This window comes from Kocuria sp. U4B, from assembly GCF_054875615.1.
The window spans coordinates 55,687-70,492 of record NZ_CM142180.1; the positions used below are offsets into that span (position 1 = coordinate 55,687).

Annotated in this window: 12 protein-coding genes and 1 riboswitch; of the genes, 8 read left to right on the forward strand and 4 right to left on the reverse strand. The window is 70.5% G+C overall.

The window, feature by feature from the left end; genetic code table 11:
* Positions 1 to 51: 51 nt before the first annotated feature.
* Complete coding sequence (locus ACYSMR_RS00260; protein WP_461747026.1) at positions 52 to 1,368, reverse strand: ABC transporter substrate-binding protein; 1,317 nt, start codon at positions 1,366 to 1,368, stop codon at positions 52 to 54.
* Between the two features lie 614 nt (positions 1,369 to 1,982).
* Between ACYSMR_RS00260 and ACYSMR_RS00265 the strand changes: the two genes are divergently transcribed.
* From ACYSMR_RS00265 to ACYSMR_RS00275, 3 genes are all read left to right on the forward strand, one after another.
* Complete coding sequence (locus ACYSMR_RS00265) at positions 1,983 to 2,300, forward strand: hypothetical protein (RefSeq protein ID WP_251334706.1); 318 nt, start codon at positions 1,983 to 1,985, stop codon at positions 2,298 to 2,300.
* A 157-nt stretch (positions 2,301 to 2,457) separates the two neighbouring features.
* A riboswitch (guanidine-III (ykkC-III) riboswitch) is annotated at positions 2,458 to 2,525 on the forward strand.
* A 10-nt stretch (positions 2,526 to 2,535) separates the two neighbouring features.
* Positions 2,536 to 2,850 carry a DMT family transporter gene (locus ACYSMR_RS00270; RefSeq protein ID WP_461747027.1) on the forward strand — a complete coding sequence of 105 codons (315 nt, stop codon included), beginning with the start codon at positions 2,536 to 2,538 and terminating at the stop codon, positions 2,848 to 2,850.
* 457 nt (positions 2,851 to 3,307) lie between these two features.
* Positions 3,308 to 3,523 (forward strand): hypothetical protein, encoded by a 216-nt coding sequence (locus ACYSMR_RS00275; RefSeq protein WP_461747028.1) that lies wholly within the window; start codon positions 3,308 to 3,310, stop codon positions 3,521 to 3,523.
* 888 nt (positions 3,524 to 4,411) lie between these two features.
* Here ACYSMR_RS00275 and ACYSMR_RS00280 read toward each other — a convergent pair.
* A complete protein-coding gene (locus tag ACYSMR_RS00280; protein WP_251334709.1) occupies positions 4,412 to 4,579 on the reverse strand; it encodes a hypothetical protein in 168 nt (55 codons plus the stop codon).
* A 1,419-nt stretch (positions 4,580 to 5,998) separates the two neighbouring features.
* Here ACYSMR_RS00280 and ACYSMR_RS00285 point away from each other — a divergent pair.
* The 5 genes from ACYSMR_RS00285 (at position 5,999) to ACYSMR_RS00305 (ending at position 10,646) form a co-directional block, all read left to right on the forward strand.
* Positions 5,999 to 6,151 (forward strand): hypothetical protein, encoded by a 153-nt coding sequence (locus ACYSMR_RS00285; protein ID WP_461747029.1) that lies wholly within the window; start codon positions 5,999 to 6,001, stop codon positions 6,149 to 6,151.
* Between the two features lie 150 nt (positions 6,152 to 6,301).
* Entirely contained in the window at positions 6,302 to 7,141 is an 840-nt protein-coding gene (locus ACYSMR_RS00290) for a hypothetical protein (protein ID WP_461747030.1), read from the forward strand.
* Between the two features lie 547 nt (positions 7,142 to 7,688).
* Positions 7,689 to 8,867, forward strand: coding sequence for an ABC transporter substrate-binding protein (locus ACYSMR_RS00295; RefSeq protein ID WP_461747031.1), 1,179 nt, complete (start codon positions 7,689 to 7,691; stop codon positions 8,865 to 8,867).
* 145 nt (positions 8,868 to 9,012) lie between these two features.
* Positions 9,013 to 9,846, forward strand: coding sequence for a carbohydrate ABC transporter permease (locus ACYSMR_RS00300; RefSeq protein WP_461747032.1), 834 nt, complete (start codon positions 9,013 to 9,015; stop codon positions 9,844 to 9,846).
* A complete protein-coding gene (locus ACYSMR_RS00305) occupies positions 9,843 to 10,646 on the forward strand; it encodes a carbohydrate ABC transporter permease (RefSeq protein WP_251334713.1) in 804 nt (267 codons plus the stop codon). Before ACYSMR_RS00300 ends, ACYSMR_RS00305 begins: the two co-directional genes overlap by 4 nt.
* A gap of 1,377 nt (positions 10,647 to 12,023) precedes the next feature.
* Here ACYSMR_RS00305 and ACYSMR_RS00310 read toward each other — a convergent pair.
* Positions 12,024 to 13,349, reverse strand: coding sequence for a cation:dicarboxylate symporter family transporter (locus tag ACYSMR_RS00310; protein WP_461747033.1), 1,326 nt, complete (start codon positions 13,347 to 13,349; stop codon positions 12,024 to 12,026).
* A gap of 627 nt (positions 13,350 to 13,976) precedes the next feature.
* On the reverse strand, positions 13,977 to 14,444 hold the full coding sequence (locus ACYSMR_RS00315) for an ester cyclase (RefSeq protein WP_309126342.1): 468 nt from the start codon (positions 14,442 to 14,444) through the stop codon (positions 13,977 to 13,979).
* Positions 14,445 to 14,806 lie beyond the last annotated feature (362 nt).

The window sequence follows — 14,806 nt, forward strand, 5'->3', positions numbered from 1 at the left end:
GGCGGAACCCCGTCCCGGCGAGGACCCGCCCCCGGCCCGAGCCCCGGATCCTCACGGGGTGTCCTGCAGGATCCGGGTGGCGGAGTCCTGCATGCGCCGGGTGCCCTCAGCGGGCTCGATCTTGCCGGTGAGCACATCGGCCACCGTGGGGGTGATCGCGTTGCTGATCAGTGAGGTGTAGGGATAGGGCTCCGCGGGCGGGGCGCTGCTGATCGCGTCGTTGGCCGCATCGGCGTAGGGGGAGTTCTCCGGCGTGACCACCCCCTCCCGAGCCGGGTAGGCGGCCGGCACCGCGGCCTCGGAGGCCTCCTGCCCCACCGAGACGGCCATCAGCTGGAAGAGCAGGTCAGGGTCCGCCTTGGTGTTCGCCGGGATCGACCAGCCGTCCACGGACAGGGCACTGTACTGCTTGCCGCCCTCCTCGACCGCGGGCGGTGCGGCGAAGCCGATGCGGTCCGCGTACTGCGAGTTGTCCGGGTTGGTGAGGTCGGTCATGCGCCCGGAGAACATGATCGAGATCGCGGCGTCCCCGTTGTACATCTGCTGCTGCACGGCCGGCTGGTCGAAGGTGGTGACCTGCGGGTCCATGTAGGGCTTGAGCGACTCCAGCTCCTCCAGGGCCTGCGCGGCCACCGGGGTGTCGAAGTTCGGCCTGCCTGCCCCGTGGTCCACCAGATCGGAGCCCAGCGATCCCATGGCCGCGTCGTAGGCGGTGACGATGTCCGAGCTCGCCAGCCACGGCAGGGCCACCGGGTGCTCCATCACCCCGGCCTGCTGGATCGTCTCCGCCGCCTCACGCAGCTGCGCGAACGTGGCCGGGGGTTGGAGCCCGAGGTCCTCGAAGACGTCCTCGCGGTAGGCCATGACGAAGACCTGCGCCTGCATCGGCAGCGCGTAGAGCGTGCCCTCGTAGGACATCGCGTCGAGCATCTCCTGGTTCAGCCCGTCGAGGCCGTACTGCTGCTCGTACTTCGCGAACAGGTCGTCCAGCGGCATGAGCTTCTCCTCGGCCGCGTAGGTCGGGATCACGAAGCCATAGGTCTCCACGATGTCGAAGGTGCCCGTCTCCCCGGCCAGTGTCGCCTGCGTGCGCTGGACCTGACCGGCGAAGTCGATGGGGTCGTGCTTGACGGTCAGCCCGTCCTTGGTGCAGCTGGACACCATGGTGTTGGTGAAGGGGTCGATCGCCGAGGAGTTGTAGGCCAGGACATTGACCGTGGTGTCCCCCTCGGGAACCTCGACGTCGCAGGGCACCTGCTGCGCCCCACCGCCCTCGGCAACGCGTGAACCGGCACCGCAGCCGGCGAGCAGTGCCACGGCGGTGGTCAGGCCCACGGCCAGGACCCGGGATCTGTAGCGGAAAGACATCGCGGAACTCCGATCCGAAAGGAGGAACAAGCTTCCTGCTGATCAAACGGCGTTACGGGGATCACAGTACGGCAGGTCGCGCCGGTGCGATGAGCGCGCCCGAAGAAGCACGCAGGGGCGGATCGGCTGCAGGACAGCGGAAGGCGGGTCACCGCAGCGGCGGGGCCGATCCGACGGCGGACCGAGGAGCGGGCCATGGGCACCGGCAGCGACACGCACCGCGAGAAGGTCAGCGGCGAGGACAGCGCGGGGTCTCGACGAGGCGGTGGGCATGACGGCCTGGCCGGCATGAGGGCTGAGGGCTGCCATGACGGTGGCCGGATCCGCGCTGCTGCGGGCCGGCGGTCGAGAGGACCTGCGGCAGTTCCCCCCTCCTGCTCGAGGCGCCCGGTGTCGCGCCGAGAGCCATCCCGCGCCCGAGGCCCTTCACCGCCCGTCCTCCTCGCCCGGGGCCGGGTCCTCCGGCCGGGGGACCCGCCCGGACAGCACCGACGCCGTGACAGCCGCCGCAGGACGAGCAAGGACCGCCCCACCAGTTGTAGACACGTCACAATGGGCCACGACGCGGTCCCGCACTGGACAAAGGTCTAGTCTCGTCGACAGGAGGTTTGCAGATGAGAATTCAGGTGGGGGACGTGGCCGTCGCCGCCGGCGTGCTGCTGACGGCACCGGGAATGGCCGGGATGTGCTGCACGATCCTGGGAGGCCACTCCCCGCACGAGCTGGCGGTGGCGATGGTGGCACTGGGCCTCGTGCTGGCGATCGCCGGGCTGGTCCCGCGCTTCGAGCAGCACCAGGACGGCTGGAGACGTCAGAGCGAGGCGCTGCTGCGGGCCCGGCAGCAGTCCCAGCGCGCCACCACGGTCCCGGATGCCCACGAGCCGGCCGCAGGCGCCCGCGCCCAGCTCACCCGCGCCGCCACCTCCCGCTGAACCCCGCCGGGCCGACTGCCGACCGACTCCAGGCCCGGCGAGGACGTGTGCTGCCCGTCGGAGGGGCGCGGGTCACATCGCCGCAGTCCTTGAGTTGGTGCGGGCCAGTGATGACACATCGGACATTGCCCGCCTGCATCGGATGTGAGATTTTGGAAAAGAGCCCGAAACACCGGGCTTCCGGACGAGGGGTGCTGTACCCGGTGTGCGACAAGACGGCCCGCAGGAGGCTGTCATGTCATGGTTCGTCCTGGTGCTCTCCGGTGTGCTCGAGGCGGTCTGGGCCACCGCGCTGGGCAAGTCCGAAGGCCTCAGCCGGCTGGGCCCGACCGTGGTGTTCGTCGCGGGGATGGTCGCCAGCATGGCCGGGCTGGCCTGGGCGATGCGGGACCTGCCCGTGGGCACCGCCTATGCGGTGTGGGTGGGCATCGGGGCGGTGCTGACCGTTCTCTATGCGATGGCCACCGGTGAGGAGCTGGTCTCGGTGATGAAGATCGTGTTCCTCGTGATGATCATCGCCGGAGTCCTCGGGCTCAAGCTCGCCTCCTGAGGCGGCGCTGGGGTGCTCATCGCCACCACAGGAGGATGACCGCGATGAACGCCTCGGACCGACAGCAGGCCGCCCGTCTGGCGTACCGAGCCGCCGAGGCCACGCCGCCCTCACCACCTCACCGACCTCGCCACGCACCGGGCGACATGGGCAGGCACAAGGGCCGACAGACCTGACAGGAGCGTCCGGAAGGGGCCACGGCGGATTGCACCAGCATCGCGTCGCAGCCGGCCGGTGGAACGGCACGGCTGTTTCTGGCGTACCCTCTTCCCCGGAGAGCGGATTGCCGTCGCCGGTCAGCTCCCTGCCGCCCGGGTGCCCGTGGGCCGGGATCCGGGATCCGGGATCCGGGATCCGGGATCCGGCTGGATTGCCTCATGTCCGCTGTCGGCCGGAGCAAGGCGGCGGCGTCTGTTTCTCGGTGAACGGTCGCTGTGACACCCGGAGAGTACCTGCCATGAAGAAGATGTTCGCTTGCTTGGCCCTGGCCGCCCTGGCGGGCGTCACCCTGATCGGCTTGGTGACGGGGCTGTACGAGCGTGCCGTGCTCGTGGAGGCAACCGGCGCCGAGGGCCGGGTCCACCTCGTGGAACTGGGCGGCATTGCCTCCAGCCTGCTGCTCGTGTTCGTCGGCCTGGGCGGCGCCCTGTGCACCGCTCGAGGCCGCCGGTAGGCGCGCCCCCTGCCCGGGCTTCCGCTGCGCGAGGCGGTGGAGCGCCACCAGGAGTTCCACCGCAACAGGGCGATGATCCGGCGGCTGTCGCCGGCCACCGTCCGCGGACCAGGACGCCCGCTGCGCCGCCACCGAGGCCGACCGTCCGCGGGACTCCGGCGACCGGCGCGGCTCAGCGCCCTGGTCCGGGCGAGCCCCGACGGGCGGGAGGCTGCAGAGGCGAGCCTGCTCACCCACCGGTGCTGACCCACCCGCTGCTGCGCCCGCCCCCGGGACCTCACCTCACGGATCGGCAGGCGGCTTGGCTCGTGTAGGTGGGGATCACTTCGTCGTCTTCGGGGCGTTCCCGTGCGGAGCGGTGCGTGACGGCGGGCAGCACCGCAGTGATGACCGCTTCGTCGTCTTCAGGGCGCTCCCGCTCGGGACTCCACCGGAGGAAGGAACCCCCAAGGCTGCCGACCGCTGAGGCGTTGTGCCAGGTCCGCTCCGGGGGCGGGGCCGGGAACCCTCGGTCGGGGCCCTCGATCCCCTCGGACGCCGGCCGTGCAGGTGGTGTGGTGCTGGGGTGGATGCTGATTGGCGTGGTCATCATGCTTCCCTACGTCGTTGTAGTGGTGTGCTGGGCCGGTGTCCGCCCCGGCAGGGCGCGAGGGCGCTGGTGGGTCGTGGAGCACGCCCCGCAGATGAGCACGCCCACCAGCGCCTCCCCCGCCTCCGACCGGGCACCGGGATGGTGTCGACGGCGGCGGGGGCGTTTTTCGCCCGACGACGGCTTCGGCCCCGTGCCCACGGTGACCGCTCTCGGGACGGACGCCGGGTCCATCCGGGGACGAGTCCCGTCGTGGTCGGGCCGTGGACGGCCGAGGTGGTGATGACGTCGCGGCGCTGTCAGTCGGTGACGTCGAGCTGGAGGCCCTCCCAGGGAACGGCCCTGAGGCGCCCCGAGGCTCCGTAGGGATGAGAGGTGACGGTGACAGCACTGGAGTGGGCCGCGGCAGGCGTTGCGACGGACCAGTCGTTGAGGATGCCGGTGAAAAGGCGGCGCACAGAATTCATGGTGGACCTCCGGGTGTTGTGGACTTGTGTGTCGTGCGGACAGGGAACGACGTGGCCCCTGCGCTGCGGAAGGTGGGCGACCCCAGAGCCGAGTGGCACCTGGGGAGCGGCCGGTGATCGGTGGGGACCGAGGTCAGCCGGGGATCAACAGCGAGGACAGAAGGTCCTCAGATAATGCAACGTCACGCGTAGTGCGCAACTCAACCGCATGGAAAAAGTGTCCGCGGGAGCGCGACTCCCTGTCAAGGGATTCCTCGAAGCATCCCCGGTCAGGTCACGTCCTGCCGGCCGGCTTGCCTTACGCCGCCTCGCTGAGGCCGCGGCACACCCCAGGGTCATTGCTTCGTGGCGGCTCAGTGCTCAGGTGCTTCGTCTACGACCGGCCAGTCGCAGGTGCAGGGGATCTCGGCTCCGGGCAGGACCCGGTGGGTGGTCCGGGCCGGATCATCACGGTGTCCGGCGTCCAGGTGCAGGGCGCCATGCAGGACGGCGCCAGTCGCTGGTCGCCCACGCGCCATCTCCGACGGCTCACGTGGAGCACATCAGGCGCCGCCGACACGGGGGCCGGTGGCCGCACCGCCCGGACCTGGCCCACCCCTCAGGCGCGGGCTCCGCTGTCCGCCGGGAGCGCCCTGCCCAGAAAGCCCCGGTGGCCTGAGCCGACCACTCGTCGCCCCGTCCGGCGAGCAGGCGATCCCACCCCGCGGTGTGGGCACCACGGCTCCTCGGAGGCCGGTCGGTCTCGCGCGGCGCACCGTGTCATCGCGTCATCTGATATCTTTGCGACCGCACTAGACTTTTGTCCAGTGCGCCAGGGACAGGCCGGTCCCTCGAAACGACCTGCCCCTGCATCTCGCGCCGTCGTGCGCAGGGAGCGCCCCCACCCCGCCGGGTGGGGGCGCTCCTTCCATGCCCCCGGGGCGGAGGAAACCGCACACCGGTGGGGGCTGCCCAGCCGCTTCGGCGCATGTTCCCTGGTGAACCGGCCTACCGTGTGGCGGTTCACCAGCCGGCGGCCAGGCGGTAAGCCCCCTGCCGCTCCACCTCGCAATCCGACGCAGCGCCCCGTCCGCCCCGGGCCGGGGTGCTGCATCACTGCGGGCTGCTGCGCCAACGAGCTCCCCGCGGTGGACTGCCACCTCGCGAGCCGGCGGAGAGCGAGTCGACCTCCACCAGCGACTGCCTGCCGGACACGCCACCAGGACAAGGCTGGACGAGACGCCGCGTATCCGCTGGCGTGGCAGAGGGCCCGTCGTCACACGGCGCAGCTTGCCCCGGTCGGTGCCGACTCATTGCCTGGTGCGGGCCGTCAACGTCGGGGGCTCCCGCACGCGTCGGCGCGGCCCCCCCCCCCCCCCCGGGCCGCCACTCCCGACCCAGGACAGGGAAGAAGGCCTGCCTGCCTCTGCCTCCGGGGCCTTGGCCGTCCGCCGTGCCCAGACCGCCGAGGAACCCCTGTCGCTCCAGGAGGCGCAGCAACTCCGGGTGGGCGCGGTCGTGGTCCCGGCCGGACAGCTCTCCGAGTGGGTGCTCGACGATCTGCTGGTGGAGACCTCGGGCCTCCACAGGTGATCCCGGGCGTCCACCGCACCCAGAACACCCCGGTGTACATCTCGGCGTACGCCTTCCGGGGCAGGCCTGGGGACCCTGCCGTTGCGCGTCGGCCGCCCGACCCGTCACCGGCATCAACGCTCCGCGGCGGGGGCACACTACAGTGACGCCATGAGGGAGCTGCTGTACGAGGACATGATCCCGGTCCAGGCCGCTGACGCCCTGGACGAGTTCATCACCGAGCGGCCCGCGGCGCTGGAGTGCCTGCGCACGACCATGGCCGCCCACGGCCTCGCCCCGGGGGCACTGCTCGACGGCTCCGTGGAGTCGGTGGCCCCGGTGTGGGAGTGGATTTCCACCCGGGCGGCCGAGCTCGGCGTGGCCCCCCGGTCCTTGGACCAGGATCCGACCCGTCCCGGATGGCCCAGCTGGGCCCGTCACGGCATGCTCGTGGACCCCCACCCCCCGGCCCGAACCCTGGCGCTGGTGGACGGGTTCACCTCCTACCTCGCCCGGATCATCACCACCGCGGTCCCCGAGGCGCAGTGGCTCATCGGGGAGCACCCCATCGGCAACTACCCGATGCTCAACTACCCCGTGCTGAGCGCTGACCACCACCAGGTCTTTCTGCCGGCCATGCCGCTCTACAGCGCCTACCAGTCCGCCCACGGCCGCGACCCGATGAGCGGCACCGAGATGCTCCACTTCGCCCAGCGCACCATCACCGCGCTGCGCGGTGAAGGCCCGGTGGCCGACGCCACCCAGGAGCCGGTGGTGACGGTGGTCGCCGAGGTCGACTGCTTCGACGTCGGACTGCGCACCGACCTCTCCACCCAGCACCCGGGGCTGGTGGAGCGGATGGTCACCGAGCTCACCGACCGCGACGGGGTCGAATCGGTCTACCGCTACGGGCCCGAGGCACTGGTCGTCAACGCCCCGGACTGGAACGAGACCCGCCTGAAGCTGTGGTGCACGCTGTGGCTGCAACGCCACCTCCACACCGACGACTGAGCGTCCCGGGATGGCTCGACGACGAGCTGGGACGGGGAGTCGCCGCACGACCTCAGTGCCCCGCAGGCCCGGGCTTCACAGACGACGCCTTCCGCCCGGGCGGCCGTCGATGGGCTGTGCTCCACCGGTCCGCACGGCGGGCTCGGCAGAAGGCCGGGTCCGCCGAGACCGAGGGCTCCGGGCACGGCCTGTCGAGGCGTGTGCACGAGGGCGGACCACCGCAGCACATGCCTGTCCAGTGCTGGTCCTGGTGTAGTCAGGACGTCGGCAAAGTGATACGTCTACTGTGAATCCTGCGACACGGAGTCCCGGGGGACCGCGTCGGAGACGTTCTCTACACCGCCCAGCACTGCGCCTGACCACCGGTTCGAGGTATCCGCCGGCGGCGGGCTTCCCGAAGGGAGTACCACCGATGGAGATCTCACGACGAACACTGCTGCGGGGAGCCGCAGGCCTTTCGGGGGCTGCCATGCTGTCCGGTTGCGCCGGTTTCTCCGGTGGCGGATCCGCCGGTGGGGACGCCGGCGGTGGCGGGGACTCGCTGTCGATGGTGACGTGGGCCTCCGACGCCGAACAGGCCGCGTTCACCCGGCTGGCGCAGGCCTTCCAGGAACGCTCCGGTGCCGTCGTGGACATCCGGTTCGTGCCCTATGCGGAGATGTTCACGACGATCGACGCGCAGCTGCAGGACGGTTCTGCGCCGGACCTGTTCCGGGTGGACTACACCTCGCTGGGGTCCTACAGCAGCACCGACCAGCTGCTGGACCTCAGCGACCACCTGGACGAGGAGCTGACCGGCGACCTCGTGCCTGCTTTCTACGAGGCGGTCAAGTTCGAGGGGCGCCCCTACGGGGTGCCGCACCAGACCGACACGACGGCCACCATCTACCGTCCGGACCTGCTGCGCGAGGCCGGGATCACCGCGGTGCCGGACCGGTTGGAGGACGCCTGGACGTGGGAGGAGTTCGACGGCATCCTCACCCGGTTGAAGGCCCGCCTGCCCGACGATGTGGCGCCGTACTCCTACATGTGGCAGCAGGCCGGGGCGTTCCGCTGGCTGAACTGGCTCTTCCAGGCCGGAGGACGGCTGCTGGACGAGGACCTCACAGCGGCCGCGATCGACTCCGAGGCAGGGCGGAAGGCACTGGCGGTCACGCGGGGCCTGTACGAGCGGGGCTTGGTCCCGGCCAATACCTCTCCCAAGAGCAGCGTCTACGCCGATGACGCTTTCGTCGGCGGGAAAACCGCCATGGGAGCTCTTGGCAATTTCGTCCTGCCGGCGGTGGACACCGCCGTCGGCTCCCGGTTCGAGTGGGCGGTCACCTACCACCCACAGGACGTCCGGGCGGCCTCCGATCTGGGCGGCAATGCCCTCGTGGCCACCGGACAGGCGCGCAACCCCGAACTGGCCGGGGAGTTCCTGCGGTTCATGATGGAACCGGAGAACCAGAAGTCCTTCTGCGAAGAAGCCATCGAGCTGCCCACCCGCCGGTCCTTGACGGAGTCGCAGCTGGACTTCTCGGTGCGCCCCGACCTGGCGCCCGTCTATGCGCAGCAGGCCACCACGCTGACCCCGGAGGACGTGGCCCAGGTGACGGTCCCCGGCTTCGGACGCATCAACACCGCGCTGCAGGACGAGCTCGAGCAGTGCTTCGTGGGCGGCCGGTCGGTCGACGAGACGATCACCGCCATCGCGGAGAACGTCAATGGCATCACCGGCGCCTAAGAAGGCCGGGGCGGAGGCCGACATGGACGGCCTGCCGGGGCCCGCTGCACTTGTCCCCGCCGCGGTCCCCCGAGGGGTCCCGGGGCCGTCGTCGCGCGGGCGAGGTGCCCGGTCCCTGAGCACCACCGCGGCCGGGTGGGCGTTCGTGACCCCCAACCTCCTCGTCCTGGCCCTGTTCCTGTTCCTGCCGCTGGTGCTCACGTGGGTGGTGTCCTTCCAGCAGGCCTCTCCGCTGGGAGCCCAGGGGTGGGTGGGACCGGACAACTACGTGCGCCTGCTCTCCGACCCGGTGTTCTGGCGGGTGCTGCTGAACTCGGTGGTGTTCACGGTCCTGACGGTCCCGGTGAGCATCGCACTGGGTCTGGGGCTGGCAGTGCTGCTCAACGCCTCGCTGCCCGGGCGCGCATTCTTCCGCACGGCCATCTACCTGCCCATCGTGCTCAGCAACCTCGTGACCTCCCTGATGGGCCTGCTGCTGTTCAACGAGGGCGTGGGCGTGCTCAACGACCTGCTGCGCGATCTGGGCGGCGCCGGACTGCCATGGCAGTCCGACGGGACACTGGCGATGATCTCGGTGGTCGTCATGACGATCTGGACCCGGGTGGGTTTCGCCATGGTGATCTACCTGGCAGCTCTGCAGGACGTACCCCAGGAGCTCTACGAGGCCGCACGCCTGGACGGTGCCGGCGCCTGGCAGCAGTTCCGGCACCTCACCCTGCCGCTGCTGTCGCCCTCCACGCTGTTCCTGGTGGTCATGAACGTCATCTGGTCCTTCCAGATCTTCGACGTCGTCTATGTGATGACCGGCGGCGGGCCCGGCAACGCGACATCGATGCTGGTCACCTACGCCTACGAGCAGGGCTTCGGGCCGGCGCGCGACTTCGGCTACGGGGCGACCATCGGCGTGGTGCTGTTCGTGCTCACCCTCGGGCTCACCGCGCTGCAGCTGCGGTCCCGGACCGGGGAGGACCGGACATGAGAACCTCGCTGCGGGTGCTGGTGTGCGCGGTGGTGACGGCGGTGATGCTCTTCCCGCTCTACGCCATGGTGCGCATGGCCTTCTCCACTCGGGCCGAGCTGTTCGCCGGGGACGTGCTGGTGCCGGACTCCTGGACGCTGGCCAACTTCGAGAACCTGTTCGCGAAGTTCCCGGTCGGCACCTGGATGCTCAACTCCCTGGCGGTCAGTCTGGTCACGGTAGCGCTGTCCGTGACGGTGAACCTGCTGGCAGGGTACGCCTTCGCCAGGATTCCCTTCCGCGGGCGCGCCGGGATGTTCCTGCTGGTGCTGAGCACCCTCATGATCCCCGCGCAGGCGATCATGATCCCGCAGTTCCAGATCGTCTCCCAGCTCGGTGTCTACGGCACCTTCTGGGGCGTGATCCTGCCCTCGGCGGCCACCGCGCTGGGGATCTTCCTGGCCCGCCAGTTCTTCCTCTCCCTCCCCAACGAGCTGCTCGAGGCCGCCCGGCTGGACGGGGCAGGACAACTGCGCACCTTCTGGTCCGTCGTGCTGCCCCTGGCGCGGCCGCTGATCGCTGTCATGGTGCTTCTGGCGTTCATGAACAGCTGGAACGACTTCCTGTGGCCGCTGATCGTGCTCAAGGACCCGCAGCTGTACACCCTGCCGGTGTCGCTGCGCTTCCTGCAGGGACAGTTCGGCAACGACTACGGCGGCCTCATGGCCGCCGGCCTGCTCAGCTGCCTGCCCCTGGTCCTCCTGTTCCTGGTGCTGCAACGGTGGTTCGTCCAAGGCATCGCCCGTAGCGGCCTGCGTTGACCGGTCCGCCACTCGACAGGTCACCGCGGCGCTGTCGACGTGCGCGGGCCCTTTCCGGCCGACCCCGGGACGTGTTCTGGACCCGCGCCCGACCCCAGGGGCCGACCCCGCACAGGGGCCGGCCCCTGACGGCACTTCCGCCTGCCCGGGGGCTCGTGTCAGGGCTCGGGTCCTGCGTTCGGGCGACGAGCGCGACGACGAAGCCCCCACGCCACCCGGTGCCGGCACCAGCGGATCGGCCTGCCGTCCCGGCGAGGAACCGGGCGTCCCGTCATCCGGTCCCTGTCTCGGGTGACCGCACCGTGTGACCTGTGATCCCGGCAGGACCTCCGGACCAGCTACCGACTGCGGGACTTCGAGGCAGAACGGGCAGCACCCGCCGATGTGCGGGCCTCCGTGGGATCCGCTCCCTTCAGCGGCATCGACGTGGGTGCCGACCGGGGTGGCCGGGTCCACTGGGGCCTTCGCGAACGCCACGGCTCGATCCGCCACACCGGAGGACTTCACGGCGTCCACGACGAGCCCGGGCCCCCCATGACCGGCTCCCGGTGGCGGAGATGGACCGTGGTGTCGCCCTGGCCTACGACCGGGCCACCCCGCCGGAACCACGCCACACCACCCCTGCCCGGCCGGCCCCCCAGTCGTACGACAGAGGGCCCGGCCGGGCATGCACCGGCAACACGATCCACCTGTCCACCGCCGATGCCGAGACGCTGCGGGAGTCGCTGCGCTCCTACGCTGCCGCCGGACCCACCGGCACGTCCGCGACGCCTACTACGCCGCCCGCCGACCCCCAGTCCGGGCATCGCCTCCTGGTGGCGGTCCTCCGCGAAGACCTGCCCCCCCTGCGGCGTCCTGCGGGCGCCGGCCGCCACACAGACACCCCGCGCTGCGTCTCGGGGGGGGTCAGTGCCCCCCCGCCCAAGGTGGTGCCGCCGTGCCGTCCCCACCGGCAGCCACGCGACCCGGCCCGCTACCGCATCTGCTGACCAGTGGAGTCGAGCTCAGCGGGCGCGAGGGTGCCGCCGAGGGATTCGCTGCGACACACGTCCCCGGGGGCACGGCGGAACCGTCCTGAACCATCCTCTGCCTGCCGCGGCATCGTCATCCTCCCCGGACGATCCCCAACGAGGCGTCCCGCGCCCTTGTCCGGTGATGCGCCGGGGAATCCTGCCGGTTGCTGCCAGCATCGCTGTCGTGCTCTCCGTGGTCACCGGGAACGGGTTGTCCGGCATCCCTCGACGGCAAGGGAGTGCTTCCATGTCCGCGGCGTCAGGGGCGTGGTGCTGCCGAGGAACCCGTCCTGCGAGGCGTACGGACCGTCATGCTTGCGCAAGCCCCGTCGTCCTGGGGAGAAGTCGGCCACCTGCTGTGGGGCTATGCCGTGGCGGGAGCCGGGACCACGGCCGTGGGTTCGGGCTGCTGGTCCGGCCGGCCGGCGAAAGCCGCGCGCATCCGGGTGTGGTCCAGCTGCCCCTCCCAGCGGGCCACGACGAAGGTGGCCACGCAGTTGCCCAGCAGGTTCACGACCACGCGCATGGAGTCCATGAGACGGTCGGCACCCAGGAGCAGGGCCACCCCGGCCACCGGGAACAGCCCCAGGGCGGCGGCGGTGGCCGACAGGGCCAGGAAGGACGAGCCGGGCACCCCGGCCATGCCCTTGGAGGTCAGCAGGAGCACGCCCAGGGCGGCCAGTTGCTGGCCCAGCGTCATGTCGATGCCGAAGGCCTGGGCAAGGAAGACCAGGGAGATGGACAGGTAGATCGCTGCCCCGTCCAGGTTGAAGGAGTAGCCGGTGGGGATGACCAGACCGGTGGTGGCCCGGGAGCAGCCGGCCCGGTCGAGCTTGTCCATGATCCTGGGCATGACGGATTCGGTGGAGGCGGTGCCCAGGGCCAGCAGGAACTCCTCGCGGGTGAAGCGCAGGAAAGCCCCCAGCGGCACACCGGCGACGAAGCGGGCGATGAGGAACAGGATCACGATGAACAGGGCCGCGGCCCCGTAGCAGGCGGCGATGAGCTTGGCGTAGGTGCCCAGGGTCGACAGCCCGTACTGGCCGATGATGAAGGCCATCGCTCCGAAGGCCCCCAGCGGTGACAGGCGCATGATCCAGCCCATGATCCGGAAGAACAGTCCCAGGACCGTCTCGAACAGGTTCAGCACCGGGGCGCACTTCTCGGGGCCGGTCACGATGACGGCCGCTCCGAACAGCAGGGAGAACAGCAGCACCTGCAACAAGGAGTTGGTGGCGAACGCGTCGATCACGCTGGTGGGGATGATGTCGAGCAGGAACTCCGAGGCGGTGGCCGGTTCCGTCGTCGTCTTCTCGTCCAGGGCGGTGGTGTCCAAGGTGGCCGGCTCGATGTTCAGGCCCGCTCCAGGATTGACCAGGTTGCCCACGACCATTCCGAAGACCAGGGCGGAGGTGGAGACGACCAGGAAATAGGAGAGGGCCTTCACCCCCACCCGCCCCACGGCCCTGACGTCGCCGACATGGGCGATGCCGGTGACCAGGACCAGGAAGACCAAGGGGGCGATGACCATTTTGATCAGCCGGATGAAGCCGTCGCCCAACGGTTTCATCGCCTCACCGACGGCCGGCCAGAAGTGCCCCACCAGTACTCCGAGCACCACCGCCACGGTCAGCTGCACGAACAGCGAGGAGACTACGGCCCTCGGCGACAGACGAAACGAGTATTTCATGTGCGCCACGCTAAGAACCTACTGTTTCGTACCTGTTGCTCCCGTGGGTCGTCGAGGAGAACCCTGGCGGCCCAGGACAGTCGGCGCACGACGACGGAGCCTCCCGACGCCACAGCCGACCACCCAGCAGCGCTCTCCACACCGCTGTCTCGCAGCCGGCGAGCCCCGTACCCCTGGGGGTGTGCGACGCCCCGTCCCTGGGCTCCCTCCTGCACGCAGGTCCAGGTGGCAGATCCGGCTCCGGCAACCTGTCGCACCGGCCCCAGCGGCCCCGACATGCTGCGACCGGCCTCCGACCTCGGCGGACACGCCTGCGAGCCCACCCTGAACGCCACGGGGCGGCGGTGACGATCCGCTGGGGCCTGAAGGCGGACAGCGCCGAGAAGGCCGTTCTGACCGAACTCGCCGACGGCTGCCCCACCACCACCCTCAACGCCACCCAGGCCCGGCCCCGTGGCAGACCGGCGAGAGCTCCGACGGGCCCCGCCCCACCTCGCGCGGAGTGGGACGGGGCCTCACCGCACGTGGAGCAGCGCCATGAGGTGGCCCCTCCTGCCGGGTGCAGCCCTCATCCACCGACGGTGGGGATCGGCTCGGGCACGGCTTCCAGGCTCAACACCGCCCTGCTCAGGAGAGCTCGAGCTGCCGGATGATCGTGGTCAGGTCGTAGTAGCGGTTCTCCTCGACGATCTGACCGTCGGCGTCCATCCGGTTGAAGACGCTGAGCGGAAACCGCACCGGCCGCCCGGTGGGCGGGACCGCCGTGCCGTCGGGCAGGACCAGGGCTCCGGTGTTCGTGCCGGTGAACACGAACTCCGCTCCCACCACGTCGCCCTGGCCGATGACCCGGCGGGTCTCGAAGCTCCCGTCGGGGTAGGCCGTGAGCAGCCCGTCCAGGTCCTCCCTCACCATCGCCGGGCCCCGGAGCGGGTCGGGGTACTGCGGGTCCTCCAGGACGACGTCCTCGCGGTAGTAGCTCATGTAGGTGTCCAGGTCACCGGCGGCCAGAGCGGTCATCTGCGCCTGGAAGGTCTGCAGGGCGACGGTGCCGGTCCCGGTGGGTCCACCGGGAGCATGCGGGTCGATGGTGTCCACGATGGGTGCCCCCTCTCGATGGGCCCCGGTCCGGATGCGGGGCCGTCATCCGACGGTAGGCACCCGAAGGCGGCGGCCCCAAGGGCTCGTCCGGGATCGTCCCCGCACCGTGATGGTGCGTCCTCCCATGTCAGCACCCGACGCCCTGCTCCCCGCGCCGGTCAGCACGTGCAGGGAGGGCGGAGACGGAATGTCACCAGACCGTCCTCGCCGGCGCTCCTGGCGACCGCTCCGGCCTCGAGGTCCCCACGTCAGGAGGTCCATGCGGTCACGGAGCGCCTGTTCACGAGAACACGCTCTCCCGCATCCGAGGGCATGGCCCCATGGGACGTTGAGCCCACTGACGGCGGCAGGAACGGAAG